This window comes from Paraburkholderia sp. BCC1884 (assembly GCF_900996225.1).
In the GTDB taxonomy this organism is placed as follows: domain Bacteria; phylum Pseudomonadota; class Gammaproteobacteria; order Burkholderiales; family Burkholderiaceae; genus Paraburkholderia.
In genome coordinates this window covers 25,777-47,497 of sequence record NZ_CAAJGL010000067.1, presented here as the reverse complement: position 1 = coordinate 47,497, position 21,721 = coordinate 25,777, and the positions used below count along the sequence as shown (strand labels likewise).

Sequence of the window (21,721 nt, the reverse complement as noted above, 5' to 3'; positions counted from 1 at the left end):
GCCGATGAAGCGCGACGCGATCACACCGGTCGAGCCCCAGGCGGATTCCCCGCTGTCCGGGCTCGCGCATGTCGGCTTTCTGACGTTGCCGAACTTTTCGATGATCGCCTTCACCAGCGCGGTCGAAGTGCTGCGCATGGCCAACTACGTCGGCCGCGCGCAGCACTATCGCTGGTCGGTCATCACGCCGGACGGCGAACCGGCGCGCGCCAGCAACGGCATCACGGTGAAGCCCACCACGACGCTGGCCGAGGCCGGCACCCCGGATGTGCTGTTCGTGTGCGCCGGCTGGCATGTGCGCGAGTATGTGAACGACGAAGTGATCGCCTTGTTGCGCGACGTGGCCGCCCAGGGCATTCCGCTCGGCGGCATCTGCACCGGACCGTATGCGCTACTGGCGGCCGGTCTGCTCGACGGGTATCGCGCCACCGTGCATTGGGAAGACATGTCGCCCTTGCACAAGAGCTATCCGGACGTGCGTTTCGCCGACGAGCTATTCGTGATCGATCGCGATCGCATGACCTGCACCGGCGGCACCGCGCCGCTCGATCTGATGCTGAAGCTGGTCGGTTTGCGTCTGGGTCACGCCGTGGCGGCGCAAGTGTCGGAGCAGTTCATCGTCGAGCGGATTCGCGGCTCGACCGATTATCAGCACATTCCGGTCGACGCACGGGTTGGTTTTTCCCGCGCCGAACTGATCGAAGTCGTGCGCCTGATGGAAGCGAACATCGAAGAGCCGCTCTCGCTCGATGAACTCGCGCGCCTCGTGCATCTGTCGCAACGGCATTTGCAGCGCATGTTCAAGATGTTCCTGAGCGTGTCGCCCACTCACTACTACCTGACGCTGCGTCTGCGCCGCGCGCGCGAGTTGCTGCGCAATTCGGACGCTTCGATTGCGCGTGTCACCGCCGTGTGCGGTTTTCATTCGCCGTGTCATTTCAGCAAGGCCTACCGCGCGCAGTTCGGCCATGCGCCGAGCGTCGAGCGGCGGCTGTCTTCCTAGACCGGCTGAACGATCGCCGCGATCACGCCGGTCGCACATCACCTACTCTGAGGGAACGCCATGAAACGTTTGTGGGCTGCGTCGCTGTGCGCGCTGTCTGTGTCGTCCGTGTGGGCCGCGGAACCTGCTACCTGTCGCGATGTGCGTTTCGCCGATGTCGGCTGGACCGATATTGCCGCGACCACGGGCCTGGCCTCGACGCTGCTCGAAGGGCTCGGCTACAAGCCGACCAAGACGATCGCCTCGGTACCCATTACGTTCGCGGGCGTGAAGAGCAAGCAGATCGACGTGTTTCTCGGCTACTGGTCGCCCACCATGGACCCGATGATCGACCCGTTTAAAAAGGCCGGTCAGCTCACCGTACTGCCCACGCCGAACCTGACCGGCGCGAAATACACGCTGGCCGTGCCGGACTATGCGTATCAGTCGGGCATCAAGACTTTCGCCGACATCGCGAAGAACTACGACAAGCTCGACGGCAAGATCTACGGTATCGAACCGGGTAACGACGGCAATGCGTTGATCAAAAAAATGATCGACACCAATCAGTATGGACTCGGCAAATTCAGGCTGGTGGAGTCGAGCGAGGCGGGCATGCTGGTCGAGGTGAACCGCGCAGTACGCGACAGGAAGCCGATTGTGTTTCTCGGCTGGGAGCCGCATCCGATGAACGTGCAGATGAAGATCGATTATCTGTCCGGTGGCGACGCCGTGTTCGGTCCGAACTACGGCGAAGCGAAAGTGCTGACGGTCGTGCCGAACGATTATGCGTCGCGCTGTCCGAACGTCGCGAAACTGGTGTCGAACCTGCAATTCACGACCGACATCGAGAACCACGTGATGCTGCCGATCATGAACAAGTCCGACCCGAACAAGGCCGCGCGTGACTGGCTGAAAGCGAATCCGGCAGTGCTCGACAAGTGGCTCGCGGGTGTGAAGACCTACGACGGCAAGGATGGCTTGCCGGCGGTGAAGGCGTATGTAGCCGGGCAGTGACCCTCCGCTGACGGTGACGTCCCGGCCTGGCGTTTCAGATTGCCTGGGCGCGGCCCGGGAAGGTCTCGTCGTAGCCTGAGCCGTCTTCCACCTGGGCGGCCGTGCCGCGCTGTTCGCGGTACATCATCGGCGGCAGGCCGAACTGCTTGCGGAACTCGCGGCCCAGATGCGAAGCGTCGGAAAAACCGCAGCTCGACGCGATATCGGCCACGGTTTTATCGGAACTGGTGAGCAGCCACGCGGCGGTGCGCAAGCGCACCTGCTTGGCGTAGGCCTGCGGCGCCTTGCCGGTTTCCGCCTTGAAAAGCCGTTCCAGTTGACGCGGCGACAGATCGAGTTTGCCCGCGAGTTCATCGAGTGAAAGCGAACGGCCGATATGTTGCTCCATCAGCAGGATCGCGCGCTTCACCTTCGGATGCGATGCGGGCGCGAGGCCCGGCGGATGCGGCTGCGGCGCATTGCCTTTCTGCATGTCGTCCACCAGCAGAATGCGCAGCGCCTTCTGCACCGTGGCGGTTTCGAAGTGACGCAGCAGGATCGCCGCAGCCACGTCGATCGAGGCGCGTCCGCCGGAACACGTAATGCGGCGGCGGTCGATCACGAAGAGGCGATCGGCGACCAGCGCTTCTTCATTCACCGACGGAAAGCGCTCGATGAAATCCCAGTAGTGAAACCAGCTTACGCAAATACGATGGCCGTCCAGCACGCCCGCGCGCATCAGCGAGAACACGCCGGTGCACATGCCGACGAGCGTCGCCTCGGTGGCGGCGGCGCGGCGGATGAAGGCGAGCGTGGCGTCGCTCGCGGCGGGCCCGGAATGCAGCAGGCCGCCCACCACCACCACGTAATCGAACGGCTCGGCGTGCTCGAACGTTTCCCACGGCGTGATCTGGATGCCGCAACTCGCGCGCACCGGAGCGAGGGTTTCCCCTATCACGCTCCACGAACAGCGCACGGGTTTGCTGAAGTCGCCTTCGTCGGCAGTCAGGCGCAACAGGTCGACGAAACCCGAAAACGCCGTCAGCGTGAAGTTCGGCAGCAGGATGATGCCGAAGCGGATGCGCTGCTTCGAGGTGCCGTCGATCGATTGAAGGGGAAGCGGTTCAGCGGAATTCATGCGTGCAGCCAGAACGGGAGAAGGGTTAGAGAGCAAGCTTAGCACCGGGGGCCAGGACGGTTCGCCGGGCGCTTGTACGGACAGCGCAACCCGTGCCGCCAGCATCGCCAGCCGCAACGTGCGGGCCTGTCGCAAATGCGTCAGAAGTCGTCGCAAATCCGCCGCCGCGCTTTGCGGGCGGGGCGCTTGACGCCACTATCCCACTGTCATGCCGTTTTTATTCTATCGGTACAAATTGACGTGCGGTGCAATAGGGGCAATTCCACCCAAGGCATCGCAACGCACAAGGCAAGTCATGAACGTCAGCGTCTTCGATCTGTTCAAGATCGGTATCGGTCCTTCGAGTTCCCACACGGTGGGGCCGATGATCGCTGCATGCCGCTTCGCCTCGCACATCGAAGACGCCAACCTGCTCGGGTTCGTGCGCCGCGTGAAAATCGAACTGTTCGGCTCGCTCGGCGCAACCGGCAAGGGGCACGGCACGGACAAGGCCGTGCTGCTCGGCTTGGAAGGCAATCTGCCCGATCTGATCGAGCCGGACCTGATCGAGCCGCGTCTCAAGTCGATTCGCGAGACGAAGGAACTGATGCTGCTCGGCAAGCATCCGGTGAAATTCGACGAGCGTGACCAGTTGAGCTTCTTCCGCAAGCTGATGCCGGGTGCGCCCGGTTCGAGCATCGTGCATCCGAACGGCATGCGTTTTCAGGCCTTCGATGAGAACGGCCAACTGCTGGTGGAGAAAGAGTATTACTCGATCGGCGGCGGCTTTGTCGTCAATCGCGAGGGCGATCGCGTGAACGGTCTGCGTAGCGGCGCCGCGGTGCCGTATCCGTTTCGCACCGGCGACGATCTGATGCGCGTGTGCCGCGAAAGCGGACTTTCCATCGCTCAGATCACGTTGCGCAACGAAAGCGCGTCGCGCCCCGAGCAGGAAGTGCGCGACGGCTTGCTGGCAATCTGGCGCGCGATGTCGGCTTGCGTCGAACGCGGCTGCAAAGTGCGCGGCGAGTTGCCCGGTCCGATGCAGGTGAAGCGCCGCGCCGCCGATCTGTGCTCGCAATTGCGTTCGCGCTCGGAAGAGTCCTTGCGCGATCCGCTGTCCATGCTCGACTGGGTCAATCTCTACGCGATGGCCGTCAACGAAGAAAACGCGGTGGGTGGGCGCGTCGTCACGGCGCCGACCAATGGCGCGGCCGGCGTGATTCCCGCCGTGCTGCATTACTACGTGAAGTTCATGCATGCCTCGAACGACGCGGGCATCGTCGACTTTCTGCTGACGGCCGCCGCGATCGGCATCATCTACAAGGAAACCGCCTCGATTTCCGGCGCCGAAGTGGGTTGCCAGGGTGAAGTGGGCGTGGCCTGCTCGATGGCGGCCGCCGCACTCTCCGCCGTGATGGGTGGCACGCCGACGCAAGTCGAGAACGCCGCCGAAATCGGCATGGAACACAACCTCGGCATGACCTGCGACCCCGTTGGCGGGCTCGTGCAGATTCCGTGTATCGAACGCAATGCGATGGGCGCGGTCAAGGCCCTGAACGCCGCGCGCATGGCAATGAAGGGTGACGGCCAGCACTACGTGTCGCTCGACAACGTGATCAAGACCATGCGCGAAACCGGTGCCGATATGAAGACGAAATACAAGGAGACGTCGCGCGGCGGCCTGGCCGTGAACGTCATCGAATGCTGAAAAGCACTTCGAACCCGCTTTGAACCTGTTACGACGTATCAGTAAAGACAGTACCGACAAGGACCAACAATGAGCCGCTATTCGATATTCAGCCTCCTGCGCAACGGGATGTCGTATCACGAGAACTGGGAGCGCCAGTGGAAGAGCCCGGAGCCCAAACGTGAATACGACGTGGTGATCGTCGGCGGAGGCGGGCATGGTCTCGCCACGGCGTATTACCTCGCGAAAGAGCATGGCGTGCGCAATATCGCCGTGCTGGAAAAAGGCTGGATCGGCGGCGGCAATACCGCGCGCAATACGACGATCGTGCGCTCGAATTATCTGTGGGACGAGTCGGCTGCGCTATACGAAAAGGCCATGAAACTGTGGGAAGGACTCTCGCAGGATCTGAACTACAACGTAATGTTCAGTCAGCGCGGCGTGATGAACCTCGCGCATACCTTGCAGGACGTGCGCGACACCGAGCGCCGCGTGAATGCGAACCGGCTGAACGGCGTGGACGCCGAGTTCCTCACGCCCGCGCAGATCAAGGAAATCGAGCCGACCATCAATCTGAACAGCCGCTATCCGGTACTCGGCGCATCGATCCAGCGGCGCGGCGGCGTGGCGCGTCACGATGCGGTGGCCTGGGGCTTCGCGCGCGGCGCGGATCAGGCCGGCGTCGATATCGTGCAGAACTGTCAGGTGACGGGTATTCGCCGCGACGGCAGCCAGGTGATCGGCGTGGATACCACCAAGGGTTTCATCAAGGCGAAGAAAGTCGCCGTGGTGGCAGCGGGCAATACGTCGACGCTCGCCGACATGGCCGGCGTGAGATTGCCGCTCGAAAGTCATCCGTTGCAGGCATTGGTGTCCGAGCCGATCAAGCCGGTGGTCAACACCGTGGTGATGTCCAACGCGGTGCACGCGTACATCAGCCAGTCCGACAAGGGCGATCTGGTGATCGGCGCAGGCGTCGATCAGTACACGGGTTTCGGCCAGCGTGGCAGCTTCCAGATCATCGAAGGCACGCTCGAGGCGATCGTCGAAATGTTCCCGGTGTTCTCGCGGGTGCGGATGAACCGTCAGTGGGGCGGCATCGTGGACGTATCCCCGGATGCGTGCCCGATCATCAGCAAGACCGATGTGAAAGGGCTGTACTTCAATTGCGGCTGGGGCACCGGCGGCTTCAAGGCGACGCCGGGCTCGGGCTGGGCCTATGCGTACACGATCGCGAAGGACGAACCGCATCCGCTGAATGCGCCGTTCTCGCTGGATCGCTTCTACACCGGTCATCTGATCGACGAACACGGCGCTGCCGCTGTCGCCCACTAATTTCGAGGAAAACTCCATGCTGCTGATCGAATGCCCATGGTGCGGGCCGCGCGCCGAAACCGAATTCTCCTGCGGCGGCGAAGCCGACATCGCCCGACCGCTCGACACCGAAAAACTCTCCGACAAGGAATGGGGCGACTACCTGTTCATGCGCAAGAACCCGCGCGGCGTGCATCGCGAACAATGGTTGCACACGCAAGGCTGCCGCCGCTGGTTCATGGCGCAGCGCGACACGGTGAGCTACGAGATCCAGGGCTACGACACGTTCGATCGTCCGCTGCTCACGATGGACAGCAACGAGGGCAAGGCACAAGAGGGTAAGACGCAATGAACCAGAAAGACCGACTCCCCAACGGCGGGCGCATCAACCGCGCCTTGCCGCTGACCTTCACGTTCAACGGGCGCCAGTATCAGGGCTACCAGGGCGACACGCTGGCTTCGGCGCTGCTCGCCAACGGCATGCATTTCGTCGCACGTAGCTGGAAGTATCACCGGCCGCGCGGCATCGTCACGGCGGGTGTCGAAGAGCCGAATGCCGTCGTGCAACTCGAAACCGGCGCGTATACCGTGCCAAATGCACGGGCGACCGAAATCGAGTTGTATCAGGGGCTCGTCGCCAGCAGCGTGAATGCGCAGCCGAGCATCGAGAAGGACCGCATGGCGGTCAATCAGAAGATCGCGCGCTTCATTCCGGCCGGTTTCTACTACAAGACCTTCATGTGGCCGCGCAAGTTCTGGCCGAAATACGAAGAGGTGATTCGCGACGCGGCCGGTCTCGGCAAGGCACCCGAACACACCGACGCGGACCGCTACGACAAGTGTTTTGCGCATTGCGACGTGCTGGTGGTGGGCGGCGGCCCGACGGGACTCGCTGCGGCGCATGCGGCGGCCTTGTCCGGCGCGCGCGTGACCCTGATCGACGATCAGCCGGAACTCGGCGGCTCACTGCTGTCGTGTCGCGCGGAGATCGACGGCAAGCCCGCGCTGCAATGGGTGCATAAGATCGAAGACGAACTGCGGCAGATGCCCGACGTCAAGATCCTGTGCCGCAGCACGGCCTTCGGTTATCAGGATCACAACCTGGTCACGGTGACGCAGCGGCTCACCGAACATCTGCCGGTCTCCCAACGCAAAGGCACGCGCGAGCTGATGTGGAAAATCCGCGCGAAACGCGTGATCCTCGCGACCGGCGCACATGAACGTCCGATCGTGTTCGGCAACAACGATCTGCCGGGCGTGATGATGGCCTCGGCGGTATCGACCTATCTGCATCGTTACGCCGTGCTGCCGGGCCGTAACGCGATCGTGTTCACGAACAACGACGACGGCTATCAATGCGCGCTCGACCTGAAGGCGGCCGGCGCGCAGGTGACGGTGGTCGATCCGCGGGCGAGCGAGTCGAAGGGCACGCTGCCGGCGTTGGCACGTCGATACGGTGTGAAGGTGATGAACGGCACGGTGATTACCGCCGCGCACGGCAAACTGCGCGTGGCGGCAGTCGATCTGGCGTCGTATTCGAATGGACAGGTCGGGGCGAAGCAGGGCGAACTGTCGTGCGATCTGCTCGCGATGTCCGGCGGCTGGAGCCCGGTATTGCATCTGTTCGCGCAGTCGGGCGGCAAAGCGCACTGGCATGACGAAAAAGCCTGCTTCGTGCCGGGCAAGGCGATGCAGCCGGAAACGAGCGTCGGCGCTTGCGCAGGCGACTTTACGTTGGGCCAGGGCATCCGCTTTTCGGTGGATGCGGGTATCGAAGCGGCGCGTGCGGCAGGCTTCATCGTCGCGCGGCCCAATCCGGTGCAGGTCGCGGAAATCACCGAAGCGAAGATGCAGCCGCTGTGGCTGGTCGGTGGCCGCGAGATGGCGACGCGCGGGCCGAAGCAGTTCGTCGACTTCCAGAACGACGTGTCGGCCGCGGATATTTTTCTCGCCGCGCGTGAAGGTTTCGAATCGGTCGAGCACGTCAAGCGTTATACGGCGATGGGCTTCGGCACCGATCAGGGCAAGCTCGGCAACATCAACGGTATGGCGATTCTCGCGCAGGCGCTCGGCAAGACGATTCCCGAAACCGGCACGACCACCTTCCGGCCGAATTACACGCCCGTCACCTTTGGCACCTTCGCGGGCCGCGAGCTGGGTGAGTTTCTCGATCCGGTGCGCAAGACGGCGGTACATGAATGGCACGTCGAAAACGGCGCAGCCTTCGAGGACGTCGGCAACTGGAAGCGCCCGTGGTATTACCCGAAGGCGGGCGAAGACATGCACGCGGCGGTCGCGCGCGAATCGCTCGCGGTGCGCGAGAGTGTCGGCATTCTCGATGCCTCGACGCTCGGCAAGATCGACATTCAGGGCCCGGATTCGGCCAGGTTGCTCAACTGGGTCTATACCAATCCGTGGAGCAAGCTGGAAGTGGGCAAATGCCGCTATGGCCTGATGCTCGACGAAAACGGCATGATCTTCGACGACGGCGTGACCGTGCGCCTCGCCGACCAGCACTACATGATGACCACCACGACCGGCGGCGCGGCACGCGTGCTGACATGGCTCGAACGCTGGCTGCAAACCGAATGGCCGGACATGCGCGTGCGGCTCGCCTCGGTGACCGATCACTGGGCCACCTTCGCCGTGGTCGGCCCGAACAGCCGCAAGGTGCTGCAGAAGGTCTGCCACGACATCGACTTCGCGAACGCGGCGTTTCCGTTCATGAGCTATCGCGAAGGCACGGTGGCCGGTGCGGCCTCGCGTGTCATGCGCATCAGCTTCTCGGGCGAACTTGCTTATGAAGTGAACGTGCCGGCGAACGTGGGCCGCGCGGTGTGGGAAGCGCTGATGGCCGCGGGCGCGGAATACGACATCACGCCGTATGGCACCGAAACGATGCACGTGCTGCGCGCGGAGAAAGGCTACATCATCGTCGGCCAGGATACGGACGGTTCCATGACGCCGTACGACCTCGGCATGGGCGGGCTGGTGGCGAAGTCGAAGGACTTTCTCGGCAAGCGCTCGCTGACCCGCTCGGACACCGCGAAGGCAGGGCGCAAACAACTCGTCGGGCTGCTTTCGGACGATCCGTCGTTCGTGATACCCGAGGGCTCGCAGATCGTTGCCGGACCCTTCCAGGGCGAGACGGCGACGATGCTCGGCCACGTCACGTCGAGCTATTACAGCCCCATCCTGAAGCGTTCGATTGCGATGGCGGTCGTAAAGGGCGGGCTCGACAAGATCGGCGAAACGGTCACGATTCCGCTTTCGAGCGGCAAACAGATTGCAGCGAAGGTCACCAGTTCGGTGTTCTACGACAGCGAAGGAGCACGGCAACATGTGGAATGAAACTAGAGGCACGGGGTCGGTCGTGGATCGCGCCGTCGGCAAGCAAACGGGCGTGTGGCAGGAGTCGCCGCTGGTGGGCGCGGATTCGCTGCTGAAGAAGCATCAGGCGACGGCATCCGCCGCCTTCAGGTTGAGCGAACGGCCGTTTCTGGAACTCGTGAACGTGCGCGGCGATATGCGCGACGCGGCCTTCGTGGAGGCGATAGAAAGCGTGCTCGGCTGCACGCCGCCGCAGAAAGCGAACACTATCGCGCGTGGCAATGGCTACGACATGCTGTGGCTCGGGCCCGATGAATGGCTGGTGCGCTCGGCCACTGCGCACGATGCAACGCGTACCGCGCCCTTGCAGGCGAAGCTCGGCGCCGTTTTTGCGGGCGTGTTCGCCTCGGCGGTGGATATCGGCAGCGGCTTCACGGTGCTGGAAATCAGCGGCGCGCGTGCGCGCGAAGTACTGGTGCGCGGCTGTCCGCTGGATTTGCATCCCAAGCTGTTTGGGGTCGGACAGTGCGCGCAGAGCCACTATTTCAAGGCCTCGATGACCTTGGTGCCGACTGCCGCGGATAGCTTCGACATCATCGTGCGTCGCAGCTTCGCGGACTACTTCGTCAAGATCATGCTCGACGCAGCCGAGCCGCTGATGTCCTGAGACGCGACGAGCGGTGGCCTGTCGTGTGCGGCCGCTCGTGCGTTTCTTCCGACCCGCCCATGACGTCCACTCGTCTAGCCACGGCGCGCCTTACCGAGCGCGCGTGTCAGGAAGGCGATGCCCACGCCGCGCTCGCGCTGCTCGATCAGAGCATCGTGTTGCGGCATCGGCGCATCGCGCTGATTCGCTATCTCCTTGCGCAACAACTCGGTGCGCCATTGCAGGCGCGTCATCATGAATACGTCGAAAAAATCGCCGCGCGGCTGAGTGCGGACACGCTCGCGCGCGTGGTCGGCGCCGCGCGCGCACGCTTGCGGCCGTAGTGCGCGCGACGCCCTGGTAGGGAACGACGCCCCCGTTCCATCCCGATGACGGTTTTCTTCTATGTGGCCGATTTATGTCGGCATCTACTGAAAACACATTGGAACCTTTGAACACCCACGCGGCATTCGCCGCATCCACCAGGGGATGACATGTCTACCGTTTTTCAGCCTCGCGCGAGTGCCGCTGCCCGACTCGAACGACTGCCGTTCTCCGGTTATCACCGGACGATATTTGTCATCATCGCCGTCGCGTTCTTTTTCGATTCGGTCGATCTCGGCACGATGACCTTCGTGCTCGGCTCGATCAGAACCGAATTCCATCTGTCGACCGCGATGGCAGGACTCGTCGCCAGCGCCAGTTTCTTCGGCATGGTGCTCGGTGCGGCGGTGGCAGGCCTGCTGGCTGATCGTTTCGGACGACGCCCCGTATTTCAGTGGAGCATGGTGCTGTGGGGGATCGCGTCGTATCTGTGTTCGACCGCGCAGAGCGTGGAAGCGCTGATTTTCTTTCGCGTGCTGCTCGGCTTCGGCATGGGCATGGAATTTCCGATTGCGCAGACGTTGCTCTCGGAGTTCGTTCCGGCGGCGTCGCGCGGACGATTGATTGCGCTGATGGACGGTTTCTGGCCGTTGGGTTTCATCGCATCGGGCGTGGTGTCGTACTTCGTCTTGCCGGCGTTCGGTTGGCGCACCGAGTTCGCGTTGCTCGCGATTCCCGCTGTGTTCGTGCTGATCGTGCGCCGCATGGTGCCCGAATCGCCGCGTTGGCTCGAGCATCGCGGACGCCTGGAGGAGGCGGACAAAGTGCTGGCCGAAGTCGAAGCGAAGGTCATGAAGGCTGCGGGCCTGAAAGAACTGCGCGCGCCGGTGATGCTGACTGAAGCGCCGGCGGCGAAGGGCACGGGAGCGTTCCGCGAGATCTGGAGCATGGCTTACCGGCGCCGCACGATCATGGTGTGGACGCTGTGGTTTTTTGCGTTGCTGGGTTTCTATGGGCTGACGTCGTGGCTTGGTGCGCTGATGCAACAAGCCGGTTTTGCCGTGACGAAATCGGTGCTGTATACGGTGTTGATTTCGCTTGGCGGGATTCCGGGGTTCATCTGTGCGGCGTGGCTGGTTGAACGTTGGGGACGTAAGCCGACGTGCATCGCGTCGCTGGCGGGCAGCGCGGTGATGGCCTACGTCTACGGGCAAACGGCGCTGCATGCGCAGACGCCGACCTTGCTGATCTGCGCCGGACTTGCGATGCAGTTCTTCCTGTTCGCGATGTGGGCGGTGTTGTACACCTACACGCCCGAGCTTTACGGCACGGGTGCGCGTGCGACCGGTTCGGGATTTGCGTCGGCGATTGGCCGCGTCGGTTCGCTGATCGGACCGTACGTGGTGGGCGTAGTGTTGCCGGTGTTCGGACAGGGTGGCGTGTTCTCGCTCGGCGCGATGTGCTTTGTGATCGCGGCGGCGGCAGTGTGGATACTCGGGATCGAAACGCGTGGGTTGGCGTTGGAGACGCTGGTGTCAGAGGCGGTGGAGACGGATGGGCATGGGGTGATGAGTCCGGTGCGGGAGTGAAGGGGCATGAGGTGCTGCCTTACGGCTGCACCTCATGTCGCCGGGCGATTGCCAGAGATCAGTTGCCGGTGATCCTGAAGCCGGGTTCCGGTGTCAGGAAAAATGGGTAGAAGCCTCGGGCCAGCTCCATTACGTCGGATGGGCCGCTAAGTGCACCCATCTGCCAGTCTCGGTCGGCGTACATAAACCAGTCACCGACTATCGGCAGAACAACGTACTGGATAGCGTTGTATGCGATTGCATCGGCTGGACTGTTGCCCGGGTCGCGATGCAACACATCGTAGTAGTCGTCGACTGTATTTTTTGCGCCGTGAAGAAAGGCCGGGTATTTCTCGAAATAGGAGAAGTGACCAAAAGGGTCGGGCTTCAATGAGAGCACGCAAAACTGTGCTTCGTCTTGCGACGCGAGAAGGTGGCGGATAAGGTCAAAAAATTTGTCCGTCAACAGGTCGATCGAGTCGAAGTAAAGCCTCGGACATGCCGTATCCGTAAGCCTGTCGACGTCAGCGCGAGCGCGGTCGAATAGGCGCTTGAACTGATGCTCGTCCATGATGAATTCGATTTTAGTCATTTGCCCCCCAACCGGATTTTCACGGTCGCGTTCCTGGTGCCTGGGAAAAAATCCGCTGTGATGGAGCCTTCGTTGGAATTTTCCCTGATGGAAAACTTGAAGTCACCCTTAGTGAAAATATCGGCATCCCCTCTTGCACTCGATGATTGAGTCCAACCGTTTTGAGTCAAGTTGCCCTCGAATTCTGCTTTGCCGACATCGGTCCTGATGTTCCTGACACTCCGCCCAACAGTAATATCAGTGTATTCGGAAGTAACCCGTCCCGGTGGAATCCCGTCGACCTCGGTCTCAGCCGCCGGTTTGCACATCTCTTTGAGCCGATCCAGCTTTTCCGCCGCCTTCTTCGCACCCTGTCCGATTCCATACCGGACGACAGGAATTTTAGCGAGTCGCCAGGCAAACAGAATGCCGCGCGCGACACCGTCGATGAGTCCGGCTTCGAAATGACAGCCCATACAAACGGTGCTCGCGCTTACGCCAGGCCCTGCAAGTAGGAGCGATCGTGAACCTTGAAGGTTCGCCGGTGGTCCTATAGGCGAATCGCCATAGTTGTAGTTATCAATCCACTGGTCGATTTCATCGCTGCTAATCGGCACGTCCGTGCCGTCGTTCAGATCAAGAAGACTTCCGTTCCTGGCGACGGTCCCGGTCCGCGATATGACCTGGTTGTCCGGTGAGTAATTAAACCTGACCTTCAGTACCCGTCGGACGCCGCCGTTCGCCGGACTCGCATACTCATTGAACTTGAAGACGTCGATCCGCGCGCGCTGGTCATAGCGCATGAGAAAGTCGCCGGTCGGGTTGTAACCGTACAACGCGCGATGGGCCGCATCGCGCGCCACCATCTCGCTGGCGACATTTTCTGCCCGTGAATAGATCGAGAATACATTTCCCGTGGCATCACGCGTGACGACCCACTGCGCCGTTACCTTACCCGCTGTCTGCTGCTGAACGAATGACAGCCGGTTCGTCGCGTCGTAGGTCAACCCGTACGCAACCGTCGTCCCACCGGCTTTTGCCGCATCAAATCCGCTCGCCCCGGTCGTATCGAGGGTTGGAGTTTCGCTGATACCGATAGCGTTGCCGTGCGAATCGTAGACGAAGGACTGAATCGAGCCGGGCGAAGCGATCATCGCAGGTCGCAAGCTTGTCACGTCGGCATAGCGGAGCGTGATGATCGACGTGCCCGATGCGTTCTTCACGGTCGCGCGCACGGGGCGCCCAGCTTCGTCGTAGCTGAATTCTGACGTTCCGCCGCTTGCGTCGACGTCCTTTAGCAAATTGCCCGAGGTGTCCCAACTCGAACGGGTTGTTCCTGCAGATGAACTCGAGTTGGTGGGTCGCAGCATCCCGCCGACTGACGACAGATTCAGCGTTGTGGAGCGCCTGCTGTCGGTGATGACCGTCGAGTCACCGTTGTAGGCAAACTGAACGTTGCGCGCCGCATCGGGATGAGTCACCGCAACTGCACGGCCTTGTGCGTCGTAAGTCCACGTTGCGATGCGTGTACCGGTTTCATCGATCTCTCCGGTTAGCCCATTCGTGAAGCGGGTATCGTCGTACACGTAACGGTGGACATAGCCGTCCGGCCAGGTGACCGAAGCAAGATTGCCGTGCGCGTCATAGCCGTACGCGGTCTGGCCACTCATGGGATCATTCAGACGCGATAGGCGGCGTTTGTCGTCGTAGTCGAGACGAACGGTTATGTCCTGTTTCGCGTCTGTCCCTGCGGCGTGCTGGGTGATCGAGGTTAGCAGGCCAGAACCTTCATACGTGAGCGTGCGGACAAAACCTGTTTTAGTACTTTCCGATAGCAGCAGCCCTTGCGCTGAATATGATTCGACCGTCTCCGTCTGCAGATCGGTCAGTGTCCAACCCGAGCTGCTTTGCGCTAACGACAGCCCGGAAAATCCCGAGGAACGCCAATTACCGGTTGACCAGTTGAACGTAACGGGTTCACCATTACCGCGATACGCAAGAATCTTCGACGGACTGCCGCCATTCGCATTCGTCAGGTCCAACTGCCGCTGCCAGTTATGGAACCACACAGGTCCCATTGCGCTGACATTTTTTGCAAGTGGTGTAGAGCGGTAAGTGCGTGTGAACGACAGCGGTATGTCGTCGCCGCTGACGAAGTCGGCTTCGCGCAACGTGACCACACCGCTGCCGGGATAAACCGGATCGGCAACCGCACATGATTTTTCCGGCTCGGGAGCGCCGCCGCACCAGGCTCTTATACGGTCCGGTTCGGCGGTGCAATAGAAGCTGCCCATACCGATTGGGGTATTGCTTGCCGCAATGGAAAAGCACTGCGGATCGCCCTGAATAGCGCCAGATTTCTGATAAAGACTCGGGCAGATGTCGTCGGCATTTGCGCCGAACGCGGCCATTAGCAACACAAACGCGCCGAATAATCGGGCCAAGGTTGCTCGCAGGCCAATTGACGATTTTTTGAGTTTCATGAATCTCCTTGTTGTTGTAATGCGACGTCAGAAATACGTAATATTTCGACGTTGCATCAAGGAGTCAGAAATCAGAAATAAGAGAAGTCGGAAAAGCTTGGCCGTGCAACCAAGCTTTACAAAAGTGCGTGTTTAGTACGCTCGCTTTCAACGCCCACCGTCACCCAGCGCTTCCATAATCCGATACGCCGCAATCACCCGATCTTCGATCGGGAAGTTCTTGTTGCCCAGAATCACAATGCCCAACTGCTTCTGCGGCACGAAAGCGACATACGCACCAAAGCCATTCGTCGAGCCGGTCTTATTGATCCAAACATCCTGACGCGGCGCGAGCGGTGGCTTGATTTCGGTAGCGGGCGTCGCGTCCGTTGCCATCGCCGGCGCATTGCCTTCCTCCAAGGTCTTCTGTGCAACCGGATACGTGTATTGCTCCCAGATCAGGTCCTGAGTCATCACGCCAGCCTTGAAATAGCCAGTGTGCGTCGCGGTGATCGCGCTTTGTAGTCTGCCGTCGATCGGCACCATGTTCATGTTGGCTTGCAGGAAACGGTTCATGTCAGCGGCCGTCGTTTTGATTCCATACGCCTGCGCCGATAGCACGCCCGGCGACATGCGAGTCGGCGTACCGTCTTTCTTATAGCCTTGTGCGTAGTCAGCCGTCCGGGCTGTCGGCACATCGATATAGGTGTTCTTCATGCCGAGTGCCGGAAGAAGACGATGTTCGATCAGCGGCGTGAATGCTTCACCCATGCTCTTCGCCGTGATGAGACCAAGCGTGCCAATGCCAGGATTGGAATAAGTCCGGCAGGTACCTGGCGCGCAACTGGGTTTCCACGCCTTGAGATACGCCATGAACTCGGCGTCGTCGTGAATCTCTTCGGGCACCTGCAAAGGCAGCACGCCAGGCGTGTGCGTGCCCAGATTCAGCAGGCTTACATTGCCGAACGGGCTGCCACGTAGCGAGGGCAGATACTTGTCCGTCGGATCCGACAACGAAAGCTTGCCACTGGCTTGTGCATAGGAGGTCAGCGTCGCGGTGAACGTCTTGCTCACCGAACCCAGTTCGAACAGGGTGTTCTGTGTGACGGGCTTGCCGGTCGCAGTCGAGCTTACGCCGTAGTTGAACACGTAGGTCTTGCCCCCGGCGACGATGCCGACCGCCATGCCGGGAATACCGTCCCGGCTCATCAGGGACTGGATGATGGGGTCGACCGTGTGTCGTATTCCGGTTTGCGTATCGTCGCTAGCGTCTGTCGCGGAGGTTGTGCCGAGCGTGACGACAAGCGCCGCCGCGAGGCTGATGGCTCTGAAGTTCATCTCCAGCATTTTCCTTGAGTGTCGGTTGGCGGACGTCTCGCGAGAAGACCTGCTGCGTGGCGTCCCGAGCCCGCACTATCCGGCTTTTACAGCGCGCCGACAATCGAGGATAAGTTGCGCGAGGGTAAAGAAAATCTTGTAGCGAGGAATCCAGGCGCGCCTGTCGATTAAACCGTCGCCGTCTCACGCTTCCTGGAAGGCAGACCATTCGCCACGAAATAAGGTGTCTCCACTCGCGCGAGCGCTTCCCGTCCACGAATCCGGTCGGCAATTTTTTCGGCCAGCATGATGGTCGGCGCATTCAGATTGCCGGTCGTGATCCTTGGCATGATCGACGCATCGACCACGCGCAGCCCTTCCATGCCGTGCACGCGTCCTTCGTTGTCGACTACGGCCATGTCGTCGTAGCCCATCTTGCATGAGCACGAAGGATGAAACGCCGTCTCCGCGCGCATTCGCACGAAACTGTCGAGTTGCTCGTCCGTGACCAGTTCCGCACCCGGATTCAGTTCACGGCCGCGATAACGATCGAGTGCCGGTTGACGCATGATCTCGCGTGTAATGCGAATGCCGTCGCGGAACTCGCGCCAGTCGAGCGGATCGGCCATGTAGTTGAAGAGGATGCCCGGATGCCGGTTGGGATCGCGAGAAGTGAGCTTTACGCGGCCGCGGCTAGGCGAGCGCATCGACCCGACGTGAGCCTGAAAGCCGTGCATCCTGATGGCATTCGAGCCGTTGTAATTGATCGCGACCGGCAGAAAGTGATACTGGATGTTCGGCCACAGGTCGTCGTCGCGCGTGCGGATGAAGCCGCCCGCTTCGAACTGGTTACTCGCACCGACACCCGTGCCGTCGAGCATCCATTCGAGCCCGATGGCGGGTTGATTCCACCATTGCAATGCCGGGTAGAGCGAGACCGGTTCCTTGCACTCGTACTGGATGTACATCTCCAGATGGTCTTGCAGATTATCGCCGACGCCAGGCAGATCGTGCACGAGCGGCACGTCCAGTTCCCGCAGCCAACTGGCGCGGCCCACGCCCGAGCGTTGCAGCAATTGCGGCGAGGCGATCGCGCCGCTGCAGACCAGCACCTCCCGGCGCGCATGCGCTGTCACCGCATTGCCGTGATGCAGATAAGCCACGCCCACCGCGCGCTTGCCGGTGAATAACACCCGATCGGTCATGGCATGCGTGACGATAGTCAGGTTCGCACGCGTTTTCGCGCGATCCAGATAGCCTCGCGCCGTGCTCGCGCGCCGGCCGTTCGCGGTGACCGTGCGATCCATCGGACCGAAGCCTTCCTGCTGGTAGCCGTTCAGATCGTCCGTACGCGGAAAGCCGGCTTGCACGCCGGCTTCGACCATCGCCGCAAACAGCGGATTGTTGCCGGGCTTACTGGTGGTCACATGCACCGGCCCGTCGCCGCCGTGATACGGATTCGCGCCGATGTCGCGTGTTTCAGCCTTGCGGAAGTACGGCAGGCAATCCAGATAGCTCCAGTTTTCCAGACCGGGGCGCGTCGCCCAGCCGTCGTAATCCAGTGCGTTGCCGCGGATATAGCACATACCGTTGATCAGCGACGAACCGCCGAGCCCCTTGCCACGGCCGCATTCCATGCGGCGGTTGTTCATATGCGGCTCGGGGTCGGTCTCGTAGGCCCAGTTATAGCGGCGTCCCTGTAGCGGATAGGCGAGGGCGGCCGGCATTTGCGTGCGGAAGTCGAAACGGTAGTCGGGACCGCCTGCCTCGAGGAGCAGCACGCTGACGTCGGCGTCTTCGGTGAGACGCGCGGCGAGCACGTTGCCCGCCGAACCGGCGCCGACGATGATGTAGTCGTATTCGTTCGAAGCCATCGCGACGTCTCCTTAGAACACGGGTTGATAGGGGCCGAGCTCGACCTGCACGGACTTGATGCGGGTGTAGTGCTCCAGCGTGGTGATCCCGTTTTCTCGCCCTACGCCCGATTGTTTGTAGCCGCCCACCGGCATTTCCGCGGGCGATTCGCCCCACGTATTGATCCAGCAGATGCCCGCTTCCATTCGATGAATCACGCGATGCGCGCGCGCCGAGTTCTCGGTCACGACGCCCGCGGCGAGACCATACGCCGTACGGTTGGCGCGCCCGATCACTTCTTCTTCGTCGTCGAATACGAGGATGCTCATCACGGGGCCGAAGATTTCTTCGCGCACGATGCGCATATCGTCACGGCAACCGGCGAACACGGTCGGCTCGACATATTGGCCATTGCCGAAGTGGCCTTGGGTCATCCGTTTGCCGCCTGCGAGCAGGCGTGCGCCTTCCTTCACACCGCTTTCGATGAAGCCGAGCACCTTGTGCAATTGCGCGGCGCTGACTAGCGGCCCGAAGTTGGTGTGCGGATTGGTAGGGTCGCCCACGCGAATCCGCTTGACGCGCTCCAGCACCAGCGCTTCGAATTGCTCCAGTACGCCGCGCTGTACGAATACCCGCGTGCCATTGGTGCAGACCTGGCCGGAGCTGAAGAAGTTGGCGCTCATGGCGATGTCGGCGGCGCGTTCGAGGTTGGCGTCGTCGAAGACGAGCAGGGGCGATTTGCCGCCGAGTTCCATCGTCACTTCTTTCAGTGACGAGGCGCCCGCCATCGACATCACCTTCTTGCCGGTTTCTACGCCACCTGTGAACGAAATCTTTTCGATCTCCGGATGCGCGGCGAGCATCGCGCCAACCCGTCCATCGCCTTGCACGACGTTGAACACACCGGCGGGAACACCGGCTTCGGTATAGATCTCGGCGAGCTTCAATGCCGACAGTGGGGTGATCTCACTGGGTTTGAAAATCATCGCGTTGCCTGCTGCGAGCGCGGGCGCCGACTTCCAGCAGGCGATCTGGATCGGGTAGTTCCATGCGCCGATACCCGCGCAAACGCCCAGTGGCTCGCGCCGCGTATAGACGAACGACGACGGCCGCAGCGGAATCTGCTGTCCTTCGATCGCGGTGGCGAGGCCTGCGTAATACTCGATTACGTCCGCGCCCGTGACGATATCCACTGCCAGCGTTTCCGCAATCGGCTTGCCGGTATCGCGTGTTTCGAGCGCGGCAAGTTCATCGTTGCGTTCGCGTAGAAGTTCGACCGCACGGCGCAAAATGCGTGAGCGTTGCATGGCGGTCAGTGCCGCCCATTCACGTTGACCGTCCCGTGCGGATTGCACCGCGCGCCCGACATCCGCCAACGACGCCTGCTGCACGCTGGCAAGCGTTTCGCCGGTTGCGGGGTCGAGCGTATCGAAAGTTTCGCCGCTGGTTGCGTCGACGTAACCGCCACCAATGTAGAGACGTTGAGTTGCAAATACCGCCATGACTGGCTCCTTCTAAAGATGTCGTTGACCTAGTTGCGTGCTTCGAGCACCAGGTCGATGTAGTCGTTGGCGATGCGCAGCGCCGCCCTGGTGTCGAACGGCTCGCCCGCCAGCGCGCCGCGCAGCCACAAGCCGTCGATCAGCGCCGCCAGGCCGCTTGCCGCGCGTCGAGCCGCGACACGCGGTAGCACCTTGGAAAAGTCCGCGCACAGATTCGAGTTCAGGCGCCGCGTGTTCACGTATTGCAGCCGCCGCAGTGAGGGCTTGTGCATGCTCTCGCACCAGAATGCGAGCCACGTCTTCATGACAGGAGCGCTGGTTTGCTCGGCGTCGAAATTCGCCGCGACGACGGCACGCAGTTTCGAACGCGGATCGGCCTTCGCCGCACGGCGGCGGCGCGAGGTGGCGTGCCACAGATCGCGTAGCACGTGACGCATGGTGGCTTCGAGCAGGCCGTCTTTGTCGCCGAAATAATGGCTGACGATGCCGGTGGAAATGCTTGCGCGCTGCGCCACCGAGGCAAGCGTGGCGCCCGCGAGACCGGTTTGGTCGATGGTGAGCAGCGTGGCGTCGATGAGCTGCGCGCGGCGGATTTCGCGCATTCCGAGTTTGGGCATGGTGCTGGAATTGGATTCGATGGGCCATCCTGGCTTTTTTATATTGAACGGTCAATCAATAAAAACCGGCCGCGGCGGCTGTGTCGGTTCCAGCCAAACCGGTGTCGCGTTCGGACCATGCGCTTTGTTCAGTGGGCGCTACGCTCGTTGAACGGCGTGCCACGCGGAGTCGGTCGCGCCGCTCACAAGACATGGAGACAGACAATGAGCAGCAATCGCGGCGTCGTGTATCTTGGGCAGGGCAAGGTGGAAGTGCAGTCGATCGATTTTCCGAAGATGGTCGATCCTCGTGGCCGCTCGATCGGCCACGGCGTGATCCTGAAGGTGGTGAGCACCAATATTTGCGGCTCCGATCAGCATATGGTGCGTGGCCGCACGACCGCCGAAGTGGGCCTCGTACTGGGCCACGAGATCACCGGCGAAGTCGTCGAGGTAGGCCGCGACGTCGAAACGCTGAAGGTGGGCGACCTCGTCTCGGTGCCGTTCAACGTGGCCTGCGGACGCTGCCCGACCTGCAAGGCGCAGCACACCGGCGTGTGCCTGAACGTGAATCCGTCGCGCGCGGGCGGCGCATATGGTTACGTGGACATGGGCGGCTGGATCGGCGGGCAGGCCGAGTACGTGCTGGTCCCTTACGCCGACTTCAATCTATTGAAATTCCCCGACTACGCGCAGGCCATGGCGAAAATTCGCGACCTCACGTGTCTGTCGGACATTCTGCCCACCGGCTATCACGGCGCGGTGATGGCGGGCGTGAAGCCCGGCGCCACGGTGTATATCGCAGGCGCGGGACCCGTAGGCATGGCGGCCGCCGCGTCGGCGCACTTGCTCGGCGCGGCCTGCACGATCGTCGGCGACATGAACGAGGAACGCCTCGCGCACGCGCGCAAGATGGGTTTCCAGACGGTCGATCTCTCGAAAGACGCGACGCTCGGCGAGCAGATCGAACAGATCCTCGGCAAGCCGGAAGTGGATTGCGCGGTGGATTGCGTGGGCTTCGAAGCGCATGGTCACGGCAGCAGCGGCTCGCATGAAGAAGCGCCGGCCACCGTCCTCAATTCGCTGATGGAAATTACGCGCGCGGCGGGCGCGATCGGCATTCCGGGCCTCTACGTCACCGACGATCCGGGCGCCGCCGATGCCGCCGCTCGCAAAGGCAGCCTGAGCATCCGTTTCGGACTCGGTTGGGCCAAGTCGCATTCGTTTCATACCGGTCAGACGCCCGTGATGAAGTACAACCACAATCTGATGCAGGCGATCTTGTGGGACCGTCTGCCGATTGCGGATATCGTCAACGTGACCGTGGTGTCGCTCGATCAGGCGCCCGACGGTTATCGCCAGTTCGATGGCGGCGCGCCCAGGAAGTTCGTGATCGACCCGCATGGGCTGCTGAAAGCGGCCTGATGTCGAGCGGCGGCCGATAAAAAAACG

Annotated in this window: 17 protein-coding genes; 10 read left to right on the top strand and 7 right to left on the bottom strand. The window is 61.7% G+C overall.

Annotation, left to right across the window (positions count from 1 at the left end; all coding sequences use genetic code 11):
• Window positions 1-4: 4 nt before the first annotated feature.
• On the top strand, window positions 5-1,003 hold the full coding sequence (locus FQ705_RS06760) for a GlxA family transcriptional regulator (RefSeq protein WP_144138654.1): 999 nt from the start codon (window positions 5-7) through the stop codon (window positions 1,001-1,003).
• A 60-nt stretch (window positions 1,004-1,063) separates the two neighbouring features.
• The gene (locus FQ705_RS06755; RefSeq protein WP_144138652.1) at window positions 1,064-1,999 is read left to right on the top strand and encodes a choline ABC transporter substrate-binding protein; all 936 of its coding nucleotides are present in this window, start codon (window positions 1,064-1,066) and stop codon (window positions 1,997-1,999) included.
• Between the two features lie 34 nt (window positions 2,000-2,033).
• On the opposite strand, the gene FQ705_RS06750 is transcribed toward FQ705_RS06755, so the two are convergent.
• Window positions 2,034-3,116, bottom strand: coding sequence for a GlxA family transcriptional regulator (locus tag FQ705_RS06750; protein WP_144138650.1), 1,083 nt, complete (start codon window positions 3,114-3,116; stop codon window positions 2,034-2,036).
• Between the two features lie 295 nt (window positions 3,117-3,411).
• Here FQ705_RS06750 and FQ705_RS06745 point away from each other — a divergent pair, with 295 nt between their 5' ends.
• From FQ705_RS06745 to FQ705_RS06715, 7 genes are all read left to right on the top strand, one after another.
• Window positions 3,412-4,806 carry an L-serine ammonia-lyase gene (locus FQ705_RS06745; protein ID WP_144138648.1) on the top strand — a complete coding sequence of 465 codons (1,395 nt, stop codon included), beginning with the start codon at window positions 3,412-3,414 and terminating at the stop codon, window positions 4,804-4,806.
• Window positions 4,807-4,875: 69 nt separating this feature from the next.
• On the top strand, window positions 4,876-6,120 hold the full coding sequence (locus FQ705_RS06740; protein ID WP_144138646.1) for a sarcosine oxidase subunit beta family protein: 1,245 nt from the start codon (window positions 4,876-4,878) through the stop codon (window positions 6,118-6,120).
• Window positions 6,121-6,136: 16 nt separating this feature from the next.
• On the top strand, window positions 6,137-6,451 hold the full coding sequence (locus FQ705_RS06735) for a sarcosine oxidase subunit delta (RefSeq protein WP_144138643.1): 315 nt from the start codon (window positions 6,137-6,139) through the stop codon (window positions 6,449-6,451).
• A complete protein-coding gene (locus FQ705_RS06730) occupies window positions 6,448-9,450 on the top strand; it encodes a sarcosine oxidase subunit alpha family protein (RefSeq protein ID WP_144138641.1) in 3,003 nt (1,000 codons plus the stop codon). Before FQ705_RS06735 ends, FQ705_RS06730 begins: the two co-directional genes overlap by 4 nt.
• Complete coding sequence (locus FQ705_RS06725) at window positions 9,440-10,096, top strand: sarcosine oxidase subunit gamma (protein ID WP_144138639.1); 657 nt, start codon at window positions 9,440-9,442, stop codon at window positions 10,094-10,096. The genes FQ705_RS06730 and FQ705_RS06725 overlap by 11 nt, the downstream gene beginning before the upstream one ends.
• 59 nt (window positions 10,097-10,155) lie before the next feature.
• Window positions 10,156-10,419 (top strand): hypothetical protein, encoded by a 264-nt coding sequence (locus FQ705_RS06720; RefSeq protein ID WP_144138637.1) that lies wholly within the window; start codon window positions 10,156-10,158, stop codon window positions 10,417-10,419.
• Between the two features lie 150 nt (window positions 10,420-10,569).
• Window positions 10,570-11,988: an MFS transporter gene (locus FQ705_RS06715; RefSeq protein WP_144138635.1), complete on the top strand. Its 1,419-nt coding sequence runs from the start codon at window positions 10,570-10,572 to the stop codon at window positions 11,986-11,988.
• 58 nt (window positions 11,989-12,046) lie between these two features.
• Here the strand turns inward: FQ705_RS06715 and FQ705_RS06710 are convergent, their stop codons facing one another.
• The 6 genes from FQ705_RS06710 to betI all read right to left on the bottom strand — a co-directional run bounded on the left by FQ705_RS06710 (window position 12,047) and on the right by betI (window position 20,290).
• Window positions 12,047-12,538, bottom strand: coding sequence for a hypothetical protein (locus FQ705_RS06710; RefSeq protein ID WP_260854406.1), 492 nt, complete (start codon window positions 12,536-12,538; stop codon window positions 12,047-12,049).
• A 17-nt stretch (window positions 12,539-12,555) separates the two neighbouring features.
• Window positions 12,556-15,021: a DUF6531 domain-containing protein gene (locus FQ705_RS06705; protein ID WP_144138631.1), complete on the bottom strand. Its 2,466-nt coding sequence runs from the start codon at window positions 15,019-15,021 to the stop codon at window positions 12,556-12,558.
• Between the two features lie 147 nt (window positions 15,022-15,168).
• Window positions 15,169-16,347 (bottom strand): class C beta-lactamase, encoded by a 1,179-nt coding sequence (ampC, locus tag FQ705_RS06700; RefSeq protein WP_409934683.1) that lies wholly within the window; start codon window positions 16,345-16,347, stop codon window positions 15,169-15,171.
• A 158-nt stretch (window positions 16,348-16,505) separates the two neighbouring features.
• Window positions 16,506-18,191 (bottom strand): choline dehydrogenase, encoded by a 1,686-nt coding sequence (gene betA / locus FQ705_RS06695; protein WP_144138626.1) that lies wholly within the window; start codon window positions 18,189-18,191, stop codon window positions 16,506-16,508.
• Between the two features lie 12 nt (window positions 18,192-18,203).
• Window positions 18,204-19,673 carry a betaine-aldehyde dehydrogenase gene (betB, locus tag FQ705_RS06690; protein WP_144138625.1) on the bottom strand — a complete coding sequence of 490 codons (1,470 nt, stop codon included), beginning with the start codon at window positions 19,671-19,673 and terminating at the stop codon, window positions 18,204-18,206.
• 29 nt (window positions 19,674-19,702) lie between these two features.
• Window positions 19,703-20,290, bottom strand: a complete 588-nt coding sequence (gene betI, locus FQ705_RS06685; protein ID WP_144138624.1) for a transcriptional regulator BetI — start codon at window positions 20,288-20,290, stop codon at window positions 19,703-19,705.
• Between the two features lie 204 nt (window positions 20,291-20,494).
• On the opposite strand from betI, the gene fdhA reads away from it, so the two are divergent.
• Entirely contained in the window at window positions 20,495-21,694 is a 1,200-nt protein-coding gene (fdhA, locus tag FQ705_RS06680; RefSeq protein WP_144138623.1) for a formaldehyde dehydrogenase, glutathione-independent, read from the top strand.
• Window positions 21,695-21,721: the final 27 nt, after the last annotated feature.

Bases quoted from the DNA above. Each gene is read 5' to 3' on its own strand.
- FQ705_RS06760 (WP_144138654.1), top strand. From the start codon at position 5: ATGAAGCGCGACGCGATCACACCGGTCGAGCCCCAGGCGGATTCCCCG.
- FQ705_RS06755 (WP_144138652.1), top strand. From the start codon at position 1,064: ATGAAACGTTTGTGGGCTGCGTCGCTGTGCGCGCTGTCTGTGTCGTCC.
- FQ705_RS06750 (WP_144138650.1), bottom strand. From the start codon at position 3,116: ATGAATTCCGCTGAACCGCTTCCCCTTCAATCGATCGACGGCACCTCG.
- FQ705_RS06745 (WP_144138648.1), top strand. From the start codon at position 3,412: ATGAACGTCAGCGTCTTCGATCTGTTCAAGATCGGTATCGGTCCTTCG.
- FQ705_RS06740 (WP_144138646.1), top strand. From the start codon at position 4,876: ATGAGCCGCTATTCGATATTCAGCCTCCTGCGCAACGGGATGTCGTAT.
- FQ705_RS06735 (WP_144138643.1), top strand. From the start codon at position 6,137: ATGCTGCTGATCGAATGCCCATGGTGCGGGCCGCGCGCCGAAACCGAA.
- FQ705_RS06730 (WP_144138641.1), top strand. From the start codon at position 6,448: ATGAACCAGAAAGACCGACTCCCCAACGGCGGGCGCATCAACCGCGCC.
- FQ705_RS06725 (WP_144138639.1), top strand. From the start codon at position 9,440: ATGTGGAATGAAACTAGAGGCACGGGGTCGGTCGTGGATCGCGCCGTC.
- FQ705_RS06720 (WP_144138637.1), top strand. From the start codon at position 10,156: ATGACGTCCACTCGTCTAGCCACGGCGCGCCTTACCGAGCGCGCGTGT.
- FQ705_RS06715 (WP_144138635.1), top strand. From the start codon at position 10,570: ATGTCTACCGTTTTTCAGCCTCGCGCGAGTGCCGCTGCCCGACTCGAA.
- FQ705_RS06710 (WP_260854406.1), bottom strand. From the start codon at position 12,538: ATGGACGAGCATCAGTTCAAGCGCCTATTCGACCGCGCTCGCGCTGAC.
- FQ705_RS06705 (WP_144138631.1), bottom strand. From the start codon at position 15,021: ATGAAACTCAAAAAATCGTCAATTGGCCTGCGAGCAACCTTGGCCCGA.
- ampC (WP_409934683.1), bottom strand. From the start codon at position 16,347: ATGCTGGAGATGAACTTCAGAGCCATCAGCCTCGCGGCGGCGCTTGTC.
- betA (WP_144138626.1), bottom strand. From the start codon at position 18,191: ATGGCTTCGAACGAATACGACTACATCATCGTCGGCGCCGGTTCGGCG.
- betB (WP_144138625.1), bottom strand. From the start codon at position 19,673: ATGGCGGTATTTGCAACTCAACGTCTCTACATTGGTGGCGGTTACGTC.
- betI (WP_144138624.1), bottom strand. From the start codon at position 20,290: ATGCCCAAACTCGGAATGCGCGAAATCCGCCGCGCGCAGCTCATCGAC.
- fdhA (WP_144138623.1), top strand. From the start codon at position 20,495: ATGAGCAGCAATCGCGGCGTCGTGTATCTTGGGCAGGGCAAGGTGGAA.